Source organism: Mesorhizobium muleiense, assembly GCF_900099905.1.
Lineage (GTDB): Bacteria > Pseudomonadota > Alphaproteobacteria > Rhizobiales > Rhizobiaceae > Mesorhizobium > Mesorhizobium muleiense.
The window spans coordinates 1-20400 of record NZ_FNEE01000030.1; the positions used below are offsets into that span (position 1 = coordinate 1).

A 20400-nucleotide genomic window follows, 5' to 3' on the forward strand; every position below is an offset into this window, starting at 1 on the left:
CCATCGGCCAAATCCTCGGCACTGTCACGTCAACCGAATGCAGAAATTACTTCATCGAGGCCGGCTATGCGCCAACCTAAATTCATCCCGCTCTAATAGACGAACACCCAAAGGAAAAGGCCGCCGCTTCTTTCGAAGCCGGCGGCCTTCCGTGTTTCCGTCCATGGCGCGGCTCATGGCGGCGACGTAACTAAAGTGCTGGAGCGTCCTTTGCGCGTCCAAAGGACGCGCGGCGCTACAGGCGTCGCCAGCCGCGCATCTCGCGCCTTAACGGGAAGACTGCTTCCCGAAAGTGCAATCCGCTGAGGCCACGTTCTGGAAAACGAAATCACTCGACATCGGATCACCTCCTTTCGATTTGTTGAACACGCCCTCATGATGGGGTGTCGATCTGCAAATGGCAAGGCGCCATCGTGAAAATGCGGTGCGCGTTTGCCGCTAACTGCTTGCGGCTATCCGATCGGACAGGCAATGTCGCTGCCGGACCGTCAGGGGCTGAGCAGGAGGAACGGGGATGGAGGCAGCCGAGAGAGCCGCACGGATCGTTCGAACGGTTATCGAGACGTTGAAGCCGGGTTTCGCGGTCAAGCTGTGGAACGGCGAGCGGATCGGCCCCGCCACCGGCCCGGTGGTCACCATCAACGACCAGGACATCGTCTGGCAGGTGATGCGGCGGCCCAACCTCTCGACGCTGATCGAAATGTGGATTTCCAAGACCATCGACGTGGAAGACGGGTCGCTGTTCGATTTCTACGCTCTGCCTGCGCAGGGCAAGCTCAGGGCGAAGCTCAATTCGTTGCCCAAGCTCGCGGTCCTGCGCGACCTGCCGGCCGTGCTGTTTTCGAGAAAACAGATGACGGCGCGGACCGACCTTTCCGGGCGCAACCCCTTCGTCAGCGGGTCGAACAGGCAAGCAATCCAGCACCACTACGACATTTCGAACGCCTTCTACCGGCTCTTCCTCGATGAACGCATGGTCTATAGCTGCGGCTATTTCACCGATTTCGCCAATGACATTGACCAGGCGCAGAAAGACAAGCTCGATCATATCTGCCGCAAGCTCCGGCTGAAGCCCGGCGAAAGGCTGCTCGACATCGGCTGCGGCTGGGGAGCCATGCTCATCCATGCCGCGAAAAATTACGGCGTCGTCGGCCATGGCGTCTCGCTGTCGGAAGCCCAGACCCAGCTCGCCCGCGAGCGCATCCGTGCTGAGGGACTGGAGGATCGCATCACCATCGAGATAAAGTCCTATGCCGAGCTGTCCGGCTCCTTCGACAAGATCTCGTCGATCGGCATGTTCGAGCATCTGGGGCTGGCCAACCACGCCGCATATTTCTCGACCATTCGTCGCCTGCTCAAGCCGGGCGGCATCTATCTGCATCACGCCATCACCCGGCGCGACAAGGGCAGCATCAAGAAGACCTTGCGCAAGGGCCCGGAATTCAAAGCGCTGATCAAATACATCTTTCCCGGCGGCGAACTCGACACGATCGGCATGACGCTTGGCAATCTCGAAGCGCACGGCTTTCTTGTCTACGATGTCGAGAATTTGCGCGAGCACTACGCCCGCACCTGCCGTCTGTGGGCCGAGCGCCTCCACGCACGCTTCGACGAAGCGATCGCCGAGGTCGGCGAAGCCAAGGCGCGCCTCTGGCTGCTTTATCTCACCGGCTGTTCGATCACTTTCGAACGCGCCTCGGCGCAGATTTTCCAGACCGTCGTCACCAAGCGCGCGCGGGGCCCGAGCGGACTGCCGCCGACGCGGTCGGACCTTTATCGGTAGAGCGGGAGCGAGCCGATCTCATCCGATCGGGTTTCCGTCGACCGGATGTTTCTTATGCCCGCTTGTTCTGCCGGTTGGCGATGAGGTCGTCGACGACCGCCGGGTCGGCCAGCGTCGAGGTATCGCCGAGCGCGGCAAAATCGTCCTCGGCGATCTTGCGCAGGATGCGACGCATAATCTTGCCCGATCGGGTTTTCGGCAGGCCCGGAGCGAACTGGATCTTGTCGGGCGTGGCGATGGCGCCGATGTCCTTGCGGACGTGGGTGACAAGTTCCTTGCGCAACGCCTCGTCCGGCTTCTCGCCGGCCATCAATGTGACGTAGCAGTAGATGCCCTGGCCCTTGATGTCGTGGGGGTAGCCGACGACGGCGGCTTCCGAGACTTTCTCGTGCGAAACCAGCGCCGATTCGACCTCGGCCGTGCCCATGCGGTGGCCGGAGACGTTGATGACGTCGTCGACCCGGCCGGTGATCCAGTAGTAGCCGTCGGCGTCGCGGCGGCAGCCGTCGCCGGTAAAATATTTGCCCTTGTAAGTGGAAAAATAGGTCTGCACGAAGCGCTCGTGGTCGCCGTAGACGGTGCGCATCTGGCCCGGCCACGAATCGGCGATGCAGAGGTTGCCGCTGGCAACGCCTTCCAGCACCTTGCCGTCGCCGTCGACCAGTTGCGGCTTGACGCCGAAGAACGGCTGCGTCGCGGAACCTGCCTTGAGCGGGGTGGCGCCGGGCAACGGCGTGATCAGGATGCCGCCGGTCTCGGTCTGCCACCAGGTGTCGACAATCGGCACCTTGCCGTTACCGACGACATTGAAATACCACTCCCAGGCTTCCGGATTGATCGGCTCGCCGACCGTGCCGAGCACGCGCAACGATTTGCGCGAGGTTTTGGCGACATGGGCGTCGCCGGCGCCCATCAGGGCGCGCAACGCCGTCGGCGCGGTGTAGAAGATGTTGACCTTGTGCTTGTCGATGACCTCCCAGAAGCGCGATTGCGACGGATAGTTCGGCACCCCTTCGAACATCAGCGTGGTGGCGCCGTTGGCGAGCGGCCCGTAGACGATATAGCTGTGGCCGGTGACCCAGCCGACATCGGCGGTGCACCAGTAGATGTCGCCGTCATGGTAGTCGAAGACATATTGGTGGGTCATCGAGACGTAGACGAGATAGCCGGCCGTGGTGTGCAGAACGCCCTTCGGCTTGCCGGTCGAGCCCGATGTATAGAGGATGAACAGTGGGTCCTCGGCCTTCATCTTCTCCGGCTTGCATTCCGCCTTAACCGTCGCGATCTCGTCATGGTACCAGACGTCGCGTCCGGCCACCCAGCCGGTCTTGCCGCCGGTGCGGCGCACCACGACGACCTTTTCGACTTTCGTTCCGGCCTTGGCGGCGATCTCGATCGCCTTGTCGGTGTTGTCCTTCAACGGGATCGGCTTGCCGCCGCGCAGGCCCTCGTCGGCGGTGATCACGAAGCTTGATTTGCAGTCGTCGATGCGGCCTGCCAGCGCGTCCGGTGAGAAGCCGCCGAAGACCACCGAATGGATGGCGCCGATGCGTGTGCAGGCAAGCATCGCATAGGCGGCTTCCGGGATCATCGGCATGTAGATGGTGACGCGGTCGCCTTTCCTAACGCCGTGCTTCTTCATCACATTGGCGAGCCGGCAGACATGCGCGTAGAGCTCGTTATAGGTGATCTTCCTGTCGTCGTAGGGATTGTCGCCTTCCCAGATGATGGCGGTCTGATCGCCGCGCTTCTTCAGATGCCGGTCGATGCAGTTCCACGAAACATTGGTCTCGCCATCCTCGAACCATTTGATCGAGACCTTGCCGTCGAAGGAGGTGTTCTTGACCTTGCTGTAGGGCTTGAACCAGTCGATGCGCTTGCCGTGTTTGCCCCAGAACTTGTCCGGGTTCTTCACGCTGTCGGCGTACCATTTCAAATAGGTGTCTTTATCGATCAGCGCATTCTTCTTCCACGCCGGCTGGACGCGATGGACATGAACCTCGGACATATCTTTGCTTTCCTCCCGAAACCAGGCCGCCCGGCTTGACCGCCGGCGGCATCGCGGCGAAGCGGCCGCGAATTCGCGCGCATTATTAACAGTTCCGCGGTGACGGCAACATTAGACGTTGGATTCGCGCGGCGGGATGCCGCAGAGGTTTGAGTTGCCGCTATCAGCACTCGACCACGATCGCTGCTAACTGCATGTTTTTGTGTCGTAAATCCGGCCTCTAACTACGAAATAGCAATAGACGATTAAGCAAATAGCGCGCACAATTTCAAATTGGGAGGAAGGAGAATCAACCGGGGGACCGCGATGCGTGACCATTCCGAAATGGACCTGATGCTCAAGGGCTATGGCTTGACCACGGCCAAGATCCTTTATCATTTTCCCGATCATCCGCATCTGCTGCAGAGCTTCATCTGGCAGGACTACGACATCGCTCCGAAATTTCCGGTGCTGATCCGGTTCATCGAGTTCTGGCAGACCAAGCTCGATGGCCCGCTGCATTCGGTGAGCTATACGCACCAGAAGCTGATCGCGCCCAATGAGTGGCGGAAGCTCGATGGCGAGTTCGTGCTGCATTAGGGCAACGGCGCAGAATGTTCTGGCGGGCTGCTTGCATGATGGATTCCGCATGCCTTGGTGATTGGCGGAAACATCTCGGAGCTTCGTCATCCTGGGGCGGAGCAAGGAGCGAAGCGACGCGGCGCAGACCCCAGGATCCATGCCGTGACTTCAAAGCGCCGCTGCGGTGCCGAATTCTGCTCCGCTGCACCCTACGGCCAAGGTTATGGCATGGATCCCAGGGTCTCCGCGACGGAGCTTCGCTCCTGCTTCGCCCAGGGATGACGAAGTTGGGGAGGCTTCGGCTAGTCCCGAATGTTTATGATGGTCACCCGAACGAGCGATCGCGACTCTCAGACCGCAGGTGGGCTCAGCCGGGCAAAACCCTCCTGCCGGCGATACGGAAAATACGGATAGGCTGCGGTCACCGCGCTTGCTGCGTCGAGCTTCTTGATCTGGTCTGATGTCAATGACCAACCGACGGCACCAAGATTCTGGCGCAGCTGTTCCTCGGTGCGCGCGCCGATAATGACAGAGGCGACGGTCGGCCGCTGCAGCAACCAGTTGATGGCGATCTGCGGCACGGTCTTGCCGGTTTCCTTGGCCGCGGCTTCGAGCGCATCGACAACCCTGTAGAGCAACTCGTCTTCGACCGGCGGCCCGAAGCTTGCGGTGTCGTGCAGCCGGCTTTTTTCCGGCAGTGGCTCGCCGCGGCGGATCTTGCCGGTCAGGCGGCCCCAGCCGAGCGGGCTCCACACCAGCGCGCCAACGCCCTGGTCGAGGCCGAGCGGCATCAACTCCCATTCATAGTCGCGCCCGACCAGCGAATAGTAGACCTGATGGGCGACGTAGCGCGGGTAGCCGTGCTTATCCGCCAGGGCGAGCGATTTCATCACTTGCCAGCCGGAAAAGTTGGAGACGCCGACATAGCGCAGCTTGCCGGCGCGCACGAGACTGTCCAGCGTCGACAGCACCTCCTCGATCGGCGTTGCGGCGTCGAAAGCATGCAGCTGCAGCAGGTCGATGTAATCGGTGCCGAGACGCTTGAGCGCGTCCTCGACCGCCTTGATGAGGCGCGATCGGGAGGACCCGGCATCATTGGGTCCGTCGCCCATCGGCAGCGAGGTCTTGGTCGAAATCAGCACGGCATCGCGGCGGCCCTTGACGGCCGCGCCGAGCACTTCCTCGGAGGCGCCGTTCGAATAGACGTCGGCGGTGTCGAACAAGTTGACGCCGGCCTCCAGGCAGATGTCGACCAGCCGCCGCGCTTCCGTCGCATCGCTGTTGCCCCAGGCGCCGAACAGTGGCCCCGAGCCGCCGAAGGTTCCAGCGCCGAACGAGAGCGCCGGAACCTTCAGGCCCGAGGCGCCAAGACGTCGATAATCCATCTTTTTCTCCTGTGATGTCTAAGGGGGTTCGTCGGGTTGCTACGAGCGGGCAGATGCCGGCTCGCCAAGCGTCGGGCGATCGAGGCGCAGCGCCAGCCACGCCACGGCGAGCGCCGAGAGCGGCAGCAGGGCGGCGACCCAGGTGACGGCGCCAAGGCCGGGGCCATGGGCGATGACCATGCCGCCGAGCCAGGCGCCGGCGGCGTTGCCGAGGTTGAAGGCGGCGATGTTGAAGGACGAGGCGAGGCTCTGGGCGGCGCCTTCAGCCTTTTCCAGCACCCACATCTGCAGCGGCGTTACGGTGGCGAAGGCGGCGGCGCCGAGCAGGCCGACATGGATGACGGCCATCGCCCGGCTGTGCAGGGCGAAGGTCATCGTGCCGAGCACCAGCGCCAGCACAACGAGACTGCCGAGGACGGAAGGCACCAGCCAGCGGTCGGCGAACTTGCCGCCGGCGAGATTGCCGGCGATGAGGCCGCCGCCGAAGACAAGCAGGATCGGCGACACCGCCGCTTCCGCAAAACCGGTGATCTCGGTCAGCAGGGGGGCGATATAGGTGAAGACGGCGAAGACGCCGGCATAGCCCAGCACGGTGACGGCGAAGCCAAGCAGAACCGGGGCGCGGCCGAGCAGGGCGAGATCGCCGCGCAGGTCTCTCTTTTCCAGCGCTGCCGGGCTGCGCGGCACCAGCAGGAGAATGATGGCGAAAGCGACGATGCCGACCAGGGTTACAGCCCAAAAGGTCGCCCGCCAGCCGAAGGCCTGGCCGAGCCAGGTGCCGAAGGGCACGCCGAGGATGTTGGCGATGGTCAGGCCGGTGAACATCAGGGCGATCGCCGAGGCCTTCCTGTTGGGAGCGACCAGCCCGGTCGCAACCACCGCACCAACGCCGAAGAAGGTGCCGTGGGCGAAGGCGGTGAGCACGCGGGCAGCCATCAGCGTCCAGTAGTCGGGGGCCAGCGCGCAGGCGAGGTTGCCCAGCGTGAAGACCGCCATCAGCGCCAGAAGCACGGTCTTGCGCGGCCAGCGGCCGGTGGCGATCGTCAGCAGCGGCGCGCCGATGACGACGCCCAGCGCATAGCCGGAGATCAACTGGCCGGCGGCCGAGATCGAGACGCCGAGATCGGTGCTGACGTCGAGCAGCAGGCCCATAATGACGAATTCGGTGACACCGATGCCGAACGCACCGGCGGCGAGAGCATAAAGTGCAAGAGGCATTGCGGTTCCCACTCCGATGACAGCAGTTTTGAGGACAGGACGTTGTGTCCTCCTGCGTCCCGACCCGGAAGATCGTGTTGCCATGTGCTGTGAACCAGCCTTGCGTCGGGCACATTGTCTGTGAAATAGATTCACGAATGGCGAGGCCTGACATCAACCGCTCCGGCGAGATCGAAGTGTTTGTCCGTGTCGTCGAAGCGGGCAGTTTTTCGGCTGCGGCGCGGATGCTGCGGATGACGCCGTCGGCGGTGAGCAAGCTGATTGCGCGGCTTGAGGCGCGGCTTGGCGCGCGGCTGATCAGCCGTTCGACGCGCAAGCTCCAATTGACTCCAGAAGGCGCGGCCTTCTTCGACAGCGGCGTGCGCATCCTGGCCGACATGGCGGCAGCCGAGCGCGAGGCGGCGGCCGGTGCTGCGCCGCGCGGCCGGCTGCGGGTCAACAGCTACGTGCCGTTCGGGCAGCACCGGCTGATCCCGCTGTTGCCGCGCTTTCTCGAGCGCTATCCGGAAATCGCCATCGATCTGGTTTTGACCGACAACGTCATCGACCTGATGGAGGAGCGCGCCGATGTCGCCATCCGCGCCGGGCCGCTCGGCGAATCACGTTTGGTGGCGCGCAAGCTCGGGCAGAGCCGGCTGGTCGTCGTCGCCGCGCCATCGTACATCAGGACGCATGGCGCGCTCCAAACGCCGGCCGATCTCGATCACCACAACCGGATGGGTTTCTGCTTCGTGCGCCATGTCGACGGCTGGCCCTTCGTCGCTGCGGCCGGCGAGGCCCTCATCGTCCCGATCACCGGAAATGCGCTGGTCAGCGACGGCGAGGCGATGCGGCTGATGGCGCTCTCGGGCGCTGGCATCGCCCGGCTGGCACGCTGGCATGTGGAGCCCGACATCGCCGCCGGCCGGCTGGTCCCGCTTCTGGAGGACTTCAACCCAGGCGACGAGGAGCTTACCCACGCTGTTTACGTCGGCCAGGGCAAACATTTGCCGGCCCGAGTGCGGGCCTTTCTCGACTTTCTGGTCGAGACGGTCCGGCTGAGCTGAGCCCAAGAAGATCGGGAGCCCGCCGGCTTCCGAAATCGAAGATGAGATTTACTTCTTCTCCGCAAAGGGCGCCGGACGCCGGCCAGCCGCCTGGCGCTCGAGCATCCAGCCCGGATATTCGGATGGCAGCGCGCTGACTTCGTCGAGACGAGCAAGATCGTCGCTGTCGAGCTTCAACGCGGTGGCGGCAAGGTTCTGTTCGAGCTGCTCCATGCGGCTGGCGCCGATGATCACGCTCATCACGAAAGGCTTGGCCAAGACATAGCCAAGTGCCACCGTGGCGACGCTGGCGCCGTGCTTGCCGGCGATCTCGCGCATGACTGCGACCGCCGCCCAGGCGCGGTCTTCATTGACCGGCGGGAAATTGAAGCTGGCGCGGCGGCCCTCGCCATTGCCGGGCGCGCCGGGTCCGTATTTGCCGGAAAGCAGCCCGCCCGCCATCGGCGACCAGACCATCAGCCCAAGCTTCTCCTCGTTGAGCAGCGGCACGATCTCGCGCTCCAGATCGCGGCCGGCGATCGAATAGTAGGACTGAACCGTCTCAAAACGGGCAAAGCCCTTGCGTTCGGCGATGCCCAATGCCTTGGCGATGCGCCAGGCCGCCCAGTTCGAGACGCCGACATAGCGGACCTTACCGCTGGCAACCAGATCGTCGAGCGCCCTGAGCGTCTCGTCGATCGGCGTTACCGCGTCGGTGCCGTGCAACTGATAGAGATCGATATGGTCCAGTTGCAGCCGTTCGAGACTGCCGTCGACCGAATCCATGATGTGGCCGCGCGAGGAGCCGCGCTGGTTGGGGCCGTCGCCCATGGCGCCATGGACTTTGGTGGCGATGATCACGTCCTGCCGCTCGATGCCGAGATTGCGCAGCGACTGGCCGAGAAATCGTTCCGATGCGCCGAAGGAATAGACATCGGCCGTGTCGAAGAAATTGATGCCGGCGGCGAGCGAGCGCTGGACGATCCTGTCGACGCCATCCTGGTCGAGGCTGGCGATCAGGCCCCATTGGTTGTTTTGGTCGGCGGCGCCGAAGGTCATGGTGCCGAGACACAGTTCGGAGACAAACATCCCCGTGTTTCCAAGTTGATTGTAACGCATGGTGGCTCCGGAAAGTTTTGGAATGATCCGGTCGATATAGGAACGATACGTTTCGTTTCTATATGTTGGCGTAACGGCCTGGTGGTTCTGGACCAAGCTCCGCGACCGACGATCCGGTGCAACGGGGAACAGGCTGATCACTAAACTGCCGCTAAAATGCCCGCTAGCGGCTGCCGAAGATCGCCGAGCCGACCCTGATGCTGGTTGCACCGAAGGCGATCGCGGTTTCATAGTCGCCGGACATGCCCATCGAAAGCGCCTCCACCCCTGCCTCCGTGCCGAGCTTTTCCAGCAGCGCGAAATGCGGGCCGGGATTCTCATCGGCCGGCGGAATGCACATCAGGCCTTGGATGGCGAGGCTATGGACCTCGCGGCAGCGCGTAACGAAGGGTACGGCTTCGCGCGGCTCGATCCCTGCCTTTTGCGGTTCCGAGCCGGTGTTGACCTGAACGTAGAGTTTTGGTGACCGGCCTTGCCTGGCGATTTCCTTGGCGAGTTCGGCGGCGATCTTCTCGCGATCGACCGTCTCGATGACGTCGAACAGGGCGACTGCTTCCTTCGCCTTGTTCGATTGCAGCGGACCGATCAGGTGCAGCTCGATGTCGGGGAAGGCTTGCTTCAGCGCTGGCCATTTGGCTTGTGCTTCCTGGACGCGGTTCTCGCCGAAGACGCGCTGCCCGGCGTCGATGACCGGGCGGATATCGTCGGCGCTGAAGGTCTTCGAGACCGCGACCAGCGTCACCGCGCCGGCTTGCCGTCCTGCCTCGCGCTCGGCGGCGGCTATCCTCGCCTTGACCGTGAAAAACTGTTCGACGGCGCTCGCCATGCCTATATCCTGACTCTGGTTTTTGTCCTGGCCGGGGCGTCGCAGTTGACGGGTCCGGCAATCCATGGTGAACACCGCGACGACATTTCCTGAGCCGCCGGGCATGTCCGGCTGTTCGCGCATGCTTTTTAAGTGAAAAACACCCAATGGCAACCGAACGATACAATCCGCGCGCATCAGAGCCCAAATGGCAGAAGGCCTGGGACGCCAAGAAGCTGTTCGAGGCTGACAACGACGACCCGCGTGCGAAATACTACGTGCTCGAGATGTTTCCGTATCCGTCGGGGCGCATCCATATCGGCCATACCCGCAACTACACGATGGGCGACGTGGTGGCGCGCTACAAGCGGGCCAAGGGTTTCAACGTGCTGCACCCGATGGGCTGGGACGCCTTCGGCATGCCGGCCGAGAACGCGGCGATGCAGAACAAGGTCCATCCCAAGGACTGGACCTATCAGAACATCGCCGCCATGCGCGAGCAGCTCAAGGTCATGGGCCTGTCGCTCGACTGGGCGCGCGAATTCGCCACCTGCGATGTCGACTACTACCACCGCCAGCAGATGCTGTTCCTCGATTTCGTCGAGAAGGGGCTGGTGACGCGCAAATCCTCCAAGGTCAACTGGGATCCGGAGGACATGACGGTGCTTGCCAACGAACAGGTCATCGACGGACGCGGCTGGCGCTCCGGTGCGCTGGTCGAACAGCGCGAGCTGACGCAGTGGTTCTTCAAGATCACCGACTATGCGCAGGACCTGCTGGACTCGCTGGAAGGCCTCGACGAATGGCCGGAAAAAGTCAAGCTGATGCAGGCGAACTGGATCGGCCGTTCGGAAGGCCTGCTGATCCGCTGGCCGCTGGCCACTCCAGTTGACGGCGAAGATGAGCTGGAGGTCTACACGACGCGGCCCGACACCATCTTCGGCGCCTCCTTCATGGCGGTCGCAGTTGACCATCCGCTGGCCAAGACGGCGGCCGAAAACAATCCGGCGCTGGCCAAGTTCATCGACGAGGTTCGTCACATGGGCACTTCGGTGGCGGCGCTGGAAACGGCCGAAAAAAAGGGCATGGATACCGGTATACGAGTCGTCCATCCGTTCGACGCGAACTGGACGCTGCCTGTCTATGTCGCCAATTTCGTGCTGATGGAGTACGGCACCGGCGCCATATTCGGTTGCCCGTCCGGTGACCAGCGCGACCTCGACTTCGCTAACCGATATGGCCTGCCGGTCATTCCGGTGGTGATGCCGGAAGGCGAGATCCAGGGAAACTTCCAGATCATCGACGAGGCCTATGTCGGCGACGGCGTGATGATCAATTCGCGCTTCCTCGACGGCATGAAGCCTGATCAGGCGTTCGACGAAGTGGCCAAGCTGCTGGAACAAAAGACCATCGGCAACCGGCGGATGGCCGAGCGCAAGGTCAACTTCCGCCTGCGCGACTGGGGCATTTCGCGCCAGCGCTACTGGGGCTGCCCGATCCCGATGATCCATTGCGAGGATTGCGGCGTCGTGCCGGTGCCGAAGGCGGACCTGCCGGTCAAGCTTCCCGACGACATCGAATTCGACCGGCCGGGCAATCCGCTCGACCGCCATCCGACATGGCGGCAGGTCAAATGCCCGCAATGCGGCAAGGATGCACGCCGCGAAACCGACACGATGGACACGTTCGTCGATTCGTCGTGGTATTTCGCGCGCTTCACCGCGCCCCGGGCGAACGACCCAACCGATCCCAAGGCAGCTACCGAATGGCTGCCGGTCGACCAGTATATTGGCGGCATCGAGCACGCCATTTTACATCTGCTCTATTCGCGCTTCTTCACCCGCGCCATGCGTGAGACCGGCCATGTCGACCTCGCCGAGCCGTTCAGGGGCCTGTTCACGCAAGGCATGGTGGTGCACGAGACCTATCGGCTCGGCAGTGGCGCGAACAGCCGCTGGCTTGCGCCCAGCGAGGTGCGGCTGGAGGACGTCGATGGCAAGCGCCGCGCCATAGAAATCGCGACCGGCGAAGAGGCGGTGATCGGCCCGCTCGAAAAAATGTCGAAGTCGAAGAAGAACACGGTGAGCCCCGAAGAGATCACCGACGGCTACGGCGCCGACACCGCGCGCTGGTTCATGCTGTCGGACTCGCCGCCCGAACGTGACGTCGAATGGACCGACGAGGGCGCCGCCGGCGCGCACCGCTTCATCCAGCGTATCTGGCGCCTGGTGTCGACAGCCGCCGAATCGCTCGCCGGAATCCAGCCGGCAGCGGCGAAGCATGGCGAGGCAGGGACTGTTTCCAAGGCCGCGCACAAGATCCTGAAATCGGTGGGCGAGGACATTGAAAAGCTCGCCTTCAACCGCGCCATCGCCCGCATCTACGAACTCGCCAATGCGCTTAACACGCCGCTCAACGAGGCGGCCGAAGGCAAGGCCGATCCGGCGCTCAAGGCTTCTTGCCGGCAAGCCGTCGACATCCTCGTGCATTTGATTGCGCCGGTCATGCCGCATCTGGCCGAGGAATGCTGGCAGGCGCTCGGCGGCACCGATCTGGTCGCCGAACGGCCCTGGCCTGTCTTTGATCCGTCGCTTGTTGTCGACAGCGAGATCGTGCTGCCGGTCCAGGTCAACGGCAAGAAGCGCGGCGATTTGACAATTGCCCGCGACGCGGACCAAGGTGCCGTCGAAAAAGCGGTTCTGGCTCTCGACTTCGTGCAGAAAGCGCTCGAAGGTAAGGCACCGCGCAAGGTGATCATCGTCCCGCAGAGGATCGTCAATGTCGTTGCCTGATCCGAGGAAGACAGAAGTGACGCATTTGCTGCGCCGTGCCGCGCTGTATGGGCTGGTCGCTTCGGTTGCGCTGGTTTCGGCCTGCACGGTGCGCCCGCTCTATTCGAGCGCGCCGCTGTCGGCCGGTTCGCAAGTTGGCGCTGCCGCCGAACTCGGGTCCATCTCGGTCAAGCCGGTCAACACGCGCTACGCCCAGCAGGTCCGCAACAATCTGATTTTTGCGCTCGGCCAGGGTGCGGGCGAGCCGGCGTCGCCCGCCTATTCGCTCGATCTCGGCGTTACCGAACTTATTGAATCCGCTGCAAAGGTGCAGGTCACGACCGATGACGACGAACCAACCGCGGGCACGGTGACACTGACCGCGAATTATGTGCTGACAGACGCCAGGACCGGCACGACGATCGCGACCGGCAAGCGCTCGATAGCGTCGTCCTTCGACCGGCCCCGTCAGGAGTTCGCCTCCTACCGGGCGCAAATCGACGCCGAGAACCGCGCGGCGCGCGAACTGGCGGACCTGCTGCGCCTGTCGATCGCCCAGGCTTTGGTCAAGCACGGCAAGACGGTGGCGGGTTAGCGCCGTTCGGCCTGGATCAAGACGTTCCGGCTACCGCCGAGGCCTGATTGCTGGCGCAAAAAAAGGCCGATTGCTCGGCCTTTTTTACGGGAACACGGCGTTTTGATTTCAGCCGATCTTCTTGATTTCAGCCGATTTTCTGGCCGGTCTTGGCCCAGTCAGCGAGGAACTGCTCCAGGCCCTTGTCGGTCAGCGGGTGCTTGACCAGCGCCTTCAGCGTCGCCGGCGGCGCGGTGATGACGTCGGCGCCGATCAGTGCGGCCTGCTTGACGTGGTTCACCGTGCGCACCGAGGCTGTCAGGATCTCGGTCTGGAAATCATAATTGTCGTAGATGGTGCGGATATCGGCGATCAACTCCATGCCGTCCCAGCCGCTGTCGTCGATGCGGCCGACGAAGGGCGAGATGAAGGAGGCGCCGGCCTTGGCGGCGAGCAGCGCCTGGGTAGCCGAGAAGCACAGCGTGACATTGACCATGCGGCCGTCCGAGCGGATGTCCTTGCAGGCCCTCAGGCCGTCGAGCGTCAGCGGCACCTTGATGCAGACGTTGTCGGCGATCCTGGCCAGGATCTTGGCCTCCGCCATCATGTCCTTGTATTCGGTGGCGACGACTTCGGCCGAGACCGGGCCCTTGACGATCTCGCAGATCTCTCTGGTGACTTCGGCGATCTTGCCGCCGGATTTGAGGATCAGCGAAGGATTGGTGGTGACGCCGTCGAGCAGCCCCAAATCGTTCAGTTCACGGATTTCCTTGACATCGGCGGTGTCGACAAAAAATTTCATGACGGTCTCCTGAAGATTTTTATCGCATCGGCCCGAAAATCGAATCGATTTTCGGAAGCACGATGCGAGGTTTAAAGTTCTAGAGCGTACTTTGTGCGTCCGGATGGACGCACGTCGCTCTAGTGCATGTCATGCACCTCTGGGGGTCGGACTTTGATCTAGACGAAAGTCGGGGCAAGGTCACGCCTCATGATCGAAGATTCGCCCTTTGTCGCGGCCGCACCAGTGCTGGTGCCGATGCCCGCCGAGCGGCCCTACACCTATGCCGTGCCCGCCGGCATGCGCGTGGTGCCGGGCTCGATCGTGCGCGTGCCGCTCGGTCCGCGCCAGGTTGCCGGCATCGTCTGGGACGGCGCCGTCGAAAAGGTCGATGCCAAAAAACTGCGCTCGATCGAGCAGGTCTTCGACTGCCCGCCGATCGGCCGCGCCATGCGCCGCTTCGTCGACTGGATTGCGCAATACACGCTGTCGCCGCCCGGCATGGTGGCGCGCATGCTGCTGCGGGCGCCGGAGGCCTTCGACCCGGAACCGTGGATCGAAGGCCTGCAACGCACCTTGGCCAGACCCGACCGTGTGACGGATGCGAGGATGCGCGTGCTGGAGACAGCCGAAGGCGGGCTCGCCTGGACGCGGTCCGGGCTGGCGCATGCGGCCGGCGTGTCGTCGACGGTCATCGACGGGTTGAAGGCGCAAGGCGTGTTCGAGACCGTCATGATCCCGCCGCGACCGGTGGTCGCAGCACCCGACCCAGGCTACGCCCAACCATCGCTGATGCCGGACCAGCGCGATGCAGCCGAGATGCTGCGCAGCAATGTCGCGGCCGGCGCATTCGGCGTCACGCTGCTCGACGGGGTGACCGGATCGGGCAAGACCGAGGTCTATTTCGAGGCGGTGTCGGCGGCGCTCGACCGCGGCAAGCAGGTGCTGATCCTGCTGCCGGAGATCGCGCTGACCCACGCTTTCCTCGAGCGCTTCCAGGAACGGTTCGGCGCCAAGCCGGCCGAATGGCACTCGGACCTGCCGCCAAGAATGCGCGAGCGTGTCTGGCGGCAGGTGGCGGAAGGTGGCGTGCGCGTCGTTGCCGGCGCGCGTTCGGCGCTGTTTTTGCCGTTCAGGGAGCTTGGGCTGATCGTCGTCGACGAGGAGCACGACCCCGCCTACAAGCAGGAAGACCGCGTCTTCTACAATGCCCGCGACATGGCGGTGGTGCGCGGCCACATCGGCGGCTTTCCGGTCGTGCTCGCCTCGGCGACACCGTCGGTCGAAAGCCGGGTCAATGCGAGCCAAGGCCGCTATAGCAGGGCGGTGCTATCGGCGCGCTTTGCCGAGGCGGCGCTTCCCGACCTGAAGACGATCGACATGCGCCGCGCCCCGCCGGCACGCGGCGGCTTCCTGTCGCCGGTGCTGCTTGGCCATATGCGCCAGACACTGGAGAAGAAGGAACAGTCACTGCTGTTCCTCAACCGGCGCGGCTATGCGCCGCTGACGCTGTGCCGGGTCTGCGGCCATCGCTTCGGTTGCCCGGTCTGCTCGGCCTGGCTGGTCGAGCACCGCTTTCGCGGCCAGCTCGTCTGCCACCATTGCGGGCACAATGAGCGGCGGCCCGAGGCCTGCCCGGAATGCGGCACGCTCGACCATCTGGTCGCCTGCGGGCCGGGCGTCGAGCGCATCGCCGAAGAAGTCGTCGCGCATTTCCCCGACGCCCGCACCATCGTCCTGTCGTCCGACCTGATGGGCGGCGTGCGGCGGCTGAGGCTGGAGCTTGAAGCCATCGCAAATGGCGAGGCCGACATCGTCATCGGCACGCAGCTCGTCGCCAAGGGCCACAATTTCCCCAACATGACACTGGTTGGCGTGGTCGACGCCGACCTCGGCCTGGCCAATGGCGATCCGCGCGCCGCCGAGCGCACCTTTCAGCTGCTCAGCCAGGTGACCGGCCGCGCCGGCCGCACCGGCAAGAAGAGTCTTGGCCTGCTGCAGACCTTCCAGCCCGACCACCCGGTCATGCGGGCGATCGTCTCCGGCGACGCCGAGGCTTTTTACGAGCGCGAGATCGCCGAGCGCGAGCGGGCGGTGCTGCCGCCTTTCGGCCGGCTCGCCGGCGTCATCGTCAGTGCTGCGACGCGGGCGGAAGCGGAGGGCCATGCGCGGGGTTTGCGGCGCGCCGCACCTCAGGCCGCCGACCTGTTCGTGCTCGGCCCGGCCGAGGCGCCGCTGTCGCTGATCGGCGGCCGCCATCGCTTTCGCCTGCTGATCCAGGGCGAACGGCGCGCCGACATTCAGGGGTTCATTCGCGCCATGCTGGCCGAGGGACCGAAGCTGCGGGGCTCGGTGCGCGTGCAGGTCGACATCGACCCGCAGAGCTTTTTGTGAGGCGTTTGGAGTTAGCCTAGTCAGCCGCAGGCGGGTCTTGCAATATATTCCAGCACCACACCTCGAGCGCCTCACTCCCTGTGTGGTCTCATGTGGTCATAATGCATAGCGTTCCATAAAGGAGGATCAGCCCGTCATGAAGCTCTTGGTACGACGCGCATCCATACCGAGGCGGCGGTCGTGTTCGCGTTGGACTGATGCGCGCCCGTAATTCGTGACGCGCATCTGGCGCATGGCTCTTGCTTCGCTAGAATGCCCGAAATTTCGAAACAGCCATTTGCGAGGGGACAGTATGGAATTTGCGTTTCCGTGGCCGATGAGCCAGGGCGAGTGGCTGGCGTGGTCGAGCGCCGTCGTGACCTTGCTGTTCGGGCTGATGTTGTTCCTGGCGCCGGCACTGGCTTTCCGGATACTCAGACTGCAGGTCAAGCCCGAAAAGGCGGCGGCGATCGCCGAAGGGCGCGGCAGGATGTCAGGCTTCTATCTCGGCGTCGGCCTGTGCTGCATTCTGCTGGCGCAACCGCTGCTCTACATGGCGCTTGGCTTTTCCTGGCTGTTCACCGCCTTCGGTCGCCTGCTGTCGATGATGTCGGACAGCGCCAACACACCTTTCAACTGGGCGTCCATCGTGGTCGAACTGGTGCTGGCGGCGCTGCCGCTTGCCTTCGCTTTCGGCTTTGTGCCTTGAATCAAAGGCTAATTCGGGACCGGCGGTCGAACCGCGCCGCCGGATGCGACAATAGTGCCTGAAAACCATGCGGGGCGACGCATTGCGGTCTTAAAATGCCTGTGCTAGACGGCAATCGACTTTCGGCCGGGGATAGCGGAAGCCGCGTCTTCGTGCTTGGAAAAATGCAGTAAGGTCAAAGATTTAGCCAGAGTTTTCGCTCGCGCCAATAATCTGCGGCCTGTCAGACAAGAGAAAAGACGGTCCGTGGCCCAATCGTCATCGCCAATCTCAGGTGTCGCAGAGCGCTATGCGGGTTCGCTGTTCGAGCTCGCGCTCCAGGCGAATTCGGTCGGCCAGGTCGAGGCCGACCTCAACAGTTTCGCGGCGATGCTCGAAGGCAGTGCTGATCTGACCCGCCTGATCAATAGTCCGGTGTTCTCCAGCGAGGACCAGGCCAAGGCCATTGCGGCGATCGCCGACAAGGCAGGGATCACCGGCCTTACCGGCAATTTCCTGCGCGTCGTCGCCCAGAACCGCCGTCTGTTCGCCATCCCCGGCATGATCAAGGCATTCCGCCAGATCGCCGCCGAGCATCGTGGCGAGACCGCCGCTGAAGTGACCTCGGCGCATGCGCTGACCGACGCCCAGCAAACCGAGCTGAAGGCGGCGCTGAGAAGCGTTGCCGGCAAGGATGTCGCGATCACCGTGACCGTCGATCCGTCGCTGCTCGGCGGGCTGGTGGTCAAGATAGGCTCGCGCCAGATCGATACGTCGCTCAAAACCAAACTCAATTCGCTCAAGCTTGCACTGAAAGAGGTCGGCTGATGGACATCCGCGCCGCGGAAATTTCCGCAATTCTGAAAGACCAGATCAAGAATTTCGGCAAGGAGGCCGAGGTCTCCGAAGTCGGCCAGGTTCTGTCCGTCGGTGACGGCATCGCCCGCGTCTATGGCCTCGACAATGTCCAGGCCGGCGAGATGGTCGAATTCCCCGGCGGCATCCGCGGCATGGCGCTCAATCTCGAAGCCGACAATGTCGGCGTCGTCATCTTCGGCGCCGACCGCGACATCAAGGAAGGCGATATCGTCAAGCGCACCGGCGCCATCGTCGATACGCCGGTCGGCATGGGCCTGCTCGGCCGCGTCGTCGATGCGCTCGGCAACCCGATCGACGGCAAGGGCCCGATCCAGGCGACCGAGCGCAAGCGCGTCGACGTCAAGGCGCCCGGCATCATTCCGCGCAAATCGGTGAACGAGCCGATGTCGACCGGCCTCAAGGCCATCGATGCGCTGATCCCGGTCGGCCGCGGCCAGCGCGAGCTGGTCATCGGCGATCGCCAGACCGGCAAGACCGCGATCATCCTCGACACGATGCTCAACCAAAAATCGGTGCACGAGCACGGCCCGGAGAAGGAAAAGCTCTACTGCGTCTACGTCGCCGTCGGCCAGAAGCGCTCGACCGTTGCGCAGTTCGTGAAAGTCCTCGAAGAGCGCGGCGCGCTCGATTATTCGATCATCATCGCCGCCACCGCTTCCGATCCGGCGCCGATGCAGTTCCTGGCGCCGTTCACCGCCTGCACGATGGGCGAATATTTCCGCGACAACGGCATGCACGCGCTGATCAGTTACGACGATCTGTCCAAGCAGGCCGTCGCCTATCGGCAGATGTCGCTGCTGCTGCGCCGCCCGCCTGGCCGCGAAGCCTATCCGGGCGACGTCTTCTACCTGCATTCGCGCCTTCTGGAGCGTGCCGCCAAGCTCAATGACGACAATGGCGGTGGTTCGCTGACGGCTCTGCCGATCATCGAGACCCAGGCCAACGACGTGTCGGCCTATATCCCGACCAACGTCATCTCGATCACCGACGGCCAGATCTTCCTGGAAACCAATCTGTTCTTCCAGGGCGTCCGCCCGGCGGTCAATGTCGGCCTGTCGGTGTCGCGCGTCGGCTCCTCGGCGCAGATCAAGGCGATGAAGCAGGTCGCCGGCTCCATCAAGGGCGAGCTCGCGCAGTACCGCGAAATGGCGGCCTTCGCCCAGTTCGGCTCCGACCTCGACGCCGCGACGCAGCGCCTGCTCAACCGCGGTGCACGCCTGACCGAACTCCTGAAGCAGCCGCAGTTCTCGCCGCTCAGGGTCGAAGAACAGGTCGCGGTGATCTTCGCCGGCGTCAACGGCTATCTCGACAAGTTGGCGATCGACCAGGTCAGCAAATTCGAGCATGGCTTGCTCAGCCACATGCGCTCGGCCGGCAAGGAGGTGCTCGACGGCATCCGCAAGGAGAAGGCGCTGTCGGACGATCTGCGCGCCAAGCTGAAGGCGGAGATCGACACCTTCGCCAAGACCTTTGCTTGAACGACGGCCGGACGGACGGGATCAGGTTTGAAGCATGCCTTCACTAAAAGACCTTCGTAACCGTATCGCCTCGGTCAAGGCGACGCAGAAGATCACCAAGGCGATGCAGATGGTCGCCGCGGCGAAGCTGCGCCGCGCGCAGGAGGCGGCGGAAGCAGCGCGCCCCTATTCGGAGCGCATGGGTGCGGTGCTGGCCAACATCACCCAGGCGATCGGCGGCGGCGGCGAGGCCCCGGCGCTGATGACCGGCACCGGCAAGGACGACGTGCATCTGCTCGTCGTCTGCACCGCCGAGCGTGGTCTGTGCGGCGGCTTCAATTCGCAGATCGCACGCCTTGCCCGCGACCACATCCGCAAGCTTTTGGCCGACGGGAAACAGGTCAAGATCATCTGCGTCGGCAAGAAGGGGTTCGACATCCTGCGTCGCGACTATGCGGCGCTGATCCTCGAGCGCGTCGACTTGCGCGAGGTGAAGACGCTGGGCTTCGTCAATGCCGATGGCATTGCCAAGAAGGTCATCCAGCTCTTCAACGAGGGCGGCTTCGACATCTGCACGCTGTTTTACTCGCAGTTCAAATCGGTGATCAGCCAGATCCCGACAACCCAGCAGATCATCCCGGCAGGCGTGCCTACCGCCACCGCCGAGGCGACGGACGGCGGCAGTGCCGTCTATGAATACGAGCCGGAGCCGGGCGAAATCCTCTCCGATCTCATTCCGCGCAACATTTCCGTCCAGGTTTTTCGCGCTCTGCTCGAAAACGCCGCCGGCGAGATGGGCGCCAAGATGAGCGCCATGGACAATGCGACGCGCAACGCAGGCGACATGATCAACAAATTGTCGATCACCTACAACCGCCAGCGGCAGGCGCAGATCACCAAGGAATTGATCGAAATCATTTCGGGCGCCGAAGCGCTCTAGGCGCGCTCCCATGAAGGTCAGCGACCTTCAGGC

16 protein-coding genes are annotated in these 20400 nt (G+C 63.4%); 10 read left to right on the forward strand and 6 right to left on the reverse strand.

Annotated features, from left to right (window positions below):
• Window positions 1–514: 514 nt before the first annotated feature.
• Window positions 515–1783, forward strand: coding sequence for an SAM-dependent methyltransferase (locus BLT09_RS30120; protein ID WP_091600149.1), 1269 nt, complete (start codon window positions 515–517; stop codon window positions 1781–1783).
• Window positions 1784–1835: 52 nt separating this feature from the next.
• Here BLT09_RS30120 and acs read toward each other — a convergent pair whose 3' ends face one another.
• Complete coding sequence (gene acs, locus BLT09_RS30125; protein WP_091600151.1) at window positions 1836–3791, reverse strand: acetate--CoA ligase; 1956 nt, start codon at window positions 3789–3791, stop codon at window positions 1836–1838.
• Window positions 3792–4097: 306 nt separating this feature from the next.
• Here acs and BLT09_RS30130 point away from each other — a divergent pair, with 306 nt between their 5' ends.
• A complete protein-coding gene (locus BLT09_RS30130; protein ID WP_027154578.1) occupies window positions 4098–4370 on the forward strand; it encodes an usg protein in 273 nt (90 codons plus the stop codon).
• Between the two features lie 332 nt (window positions 4371–4702).
• Here BLT09_RS30130 and BLT09_RS30135 read toward each other — a convergent pair whose 3' ends face one another.
• Together BLT09_RS30135 and BLT09_RS30140 are read right to left on the reverse strand one after the other, a co-directional pair.
• Window positions 4703–5737 (reverse strand): aldo/keto reductase, encoded by a 1035-nt coding sequence (locus BLT09_RS30135; protein WP_091600153.1) that lies wholly within the window; start codon window positions 5735–5737, stop codon window positions 4703–4705.
• A gap of 39 nt (window positions 5738–5776) precedes the next feature.
• The gene (locus BLT09_RS30140; protein WP_091600155.1) at window positions 5777–6955 is read right to left on the reverse strand and encodes an MFS transporter; all 1179 of its coding nucleotides are present in this window, start codon (window positions 6953–6955) and stop codon (window positions 5777–5779) included.
• 137 nt (window positions 6956–7092) lie between these two features.
• Here BLT09_RS30140 and BLT09_RS30145 point away from each other — a divergent pair, with 137 nt between their 5' ends.
• Entirely contained in the window at window positions 7093–8001 is a 909-nt protein-coding gene (locus BLT09_RS30145; RefSeq protein ID WP_091600157.1) for a LysR family transcriptional regulator, read from the forward strand.
• 48 nt (window positions 8002–8049) lie between these two features.
• On the opposite strand, the gene BLT09_RS30150 is transcribed toward BLT09_RS30145, so the two are convergent.
• Window positions 8050–9099: an aldo/keto reductase gene (locus tag BLT09_RS30150; protein WP_091600159.1), complete on the reverse strand. Its 1050-nt coding sequence runs from the start codon at window positions 9097–9099 to the stop codon at window positions 8050–8052.
• Window positions 9100–9262: 163 nt separating this feature from the next.
• Window positions 9263–9925: a YggS family pyridoxal phosphate-dependent enzyme gene (locus BLT09_RS30155; protein WP_091600218.1), complete on the reverse strand. Its 663-nt coding sequence runs from the start codon at window positions 9923–9925 to the stop codon at window positions 9263–9265.
• A 146-nt stretch (window positions 9926–10071) separates the two neighbouring features.
• Here BLT09_RS30155 and leuS point away from each other — a divergent pair, with 146 nt between their 5' ends.
• Both leuS and BLT09_RS30165 read left to right on the forward strand, forming a co-directional pair.
• Window positions 10072–12696, forward strand: coding sequence for a leucine--tRNA ligase (leuS, locus tag BLT09_RS30160; RefSeq protein WP_091600161.1), 2625 nt, complete (start codon window positions 10072–10074; stop codon window positions 12694–12696).
• A complete protein-coding gene (locus BLT09_RS30165; protein ID WP_091600163.1) occupies window positions 12683–13270 on the forward strand; it encodes an LPS assembly lipoprotein LptE in 588 nt (195 codons plus the stop codon). The genes leuS and BLT09_RS30165 overlap by 14 nt, the downstream gene beginning before the upstream one ends.
• A gap of 127 nt (window positions 13271–13397) precedes the next feature.
• Here the strand turns inward: BLT09_RS30165 and fsa are convergent, their stop codons facing one another.
• The gene (gene fsa, locus BLT09_RS30170) at window positions 13398–14051 is read right to left on the reverse strand and encodes a fructose-6-phosphate aldolase (RefSeq protein ID WP_027154569.1); all 654 of its coding nucleotides are present in this window, start codon (window positions 14049–14051) and stop codon (window positions 13398–13400) included.
• Between the two features lie 189 nt (window positions 14052–14240).
• Here fsa and BLT09_RS30175 point away from each other — a divergent pair, with 189 nt between their 5' ends.
• The 5 genes from BLT09_RS30175 (at window position 14241) to BLT09_RS30195 (ending at window position 20367) form a co-directional block, all read left to right on the forward strand.
• Complete coding sequence (locus tag BLT09_RS30175) at window positions 14241–16424, forward strand: primosomal protein N' (protein ID WP_091600165.1); 2184 nt, start codon at window positions 14241–14243, stop codon at window positions 16422–16424.
• A 292-nt stretch (window positions 16425–16716) separates the two neighbouring features.
• Window positions 16717–17112 carry an AGROH133_08824 family phage infection protein gene (locus BLT09_RS30180; RefSeq protein WP_023800088.1) on the forward strand — a complete coding sequence of 132 codons (396 nt, stop codon included), beginning with the start codon at window positions 16717–16719 and terminating at the stop codon, window positions 17110–17112.
• Between the two features lie 246 nt (window positions 17113–17358).
• On the forward strand, window positions 17359–17919 hold the full coding sequence (locus tag BLT09_RS30185; RefSeq protein ID WP_091600167.1) for a F0F1 ATP synthase subunit delta: 561 nt from the start codon (window positions 17359–17361) through the stop codon (window positions 17917–17919).
• Window positions 17919–19448, forward strand: a complete 1530-nt coding sequence (gene atpA, locus BLT09_RS30190) for a F0F1 ATP synthase subunit alpha (protein WP_023800086.1) — start codon at window positions 17919–17921, stop codon at window positions 19446–19448. The genes BLT09_RS30185 and atpA overlap by 1 nt, the downstream gene beginning before the upstream one ends.
• Window positions 19449–19482: 34 nt before the next feature.
• Window positions 19483–20367, forward strand: a complete 885-nt coding sequence (locus tag BLT09_RS30195; RefSeq protein ID WP_023800085.1) for a F0F1 ATP synthase subunit gamma — start codon at window positions 19483–19485, stop codon at window positions 20365–20367.
• The last annotated feature ends 33 nt before the right edge of the window (window positions 20368–20400 follow it).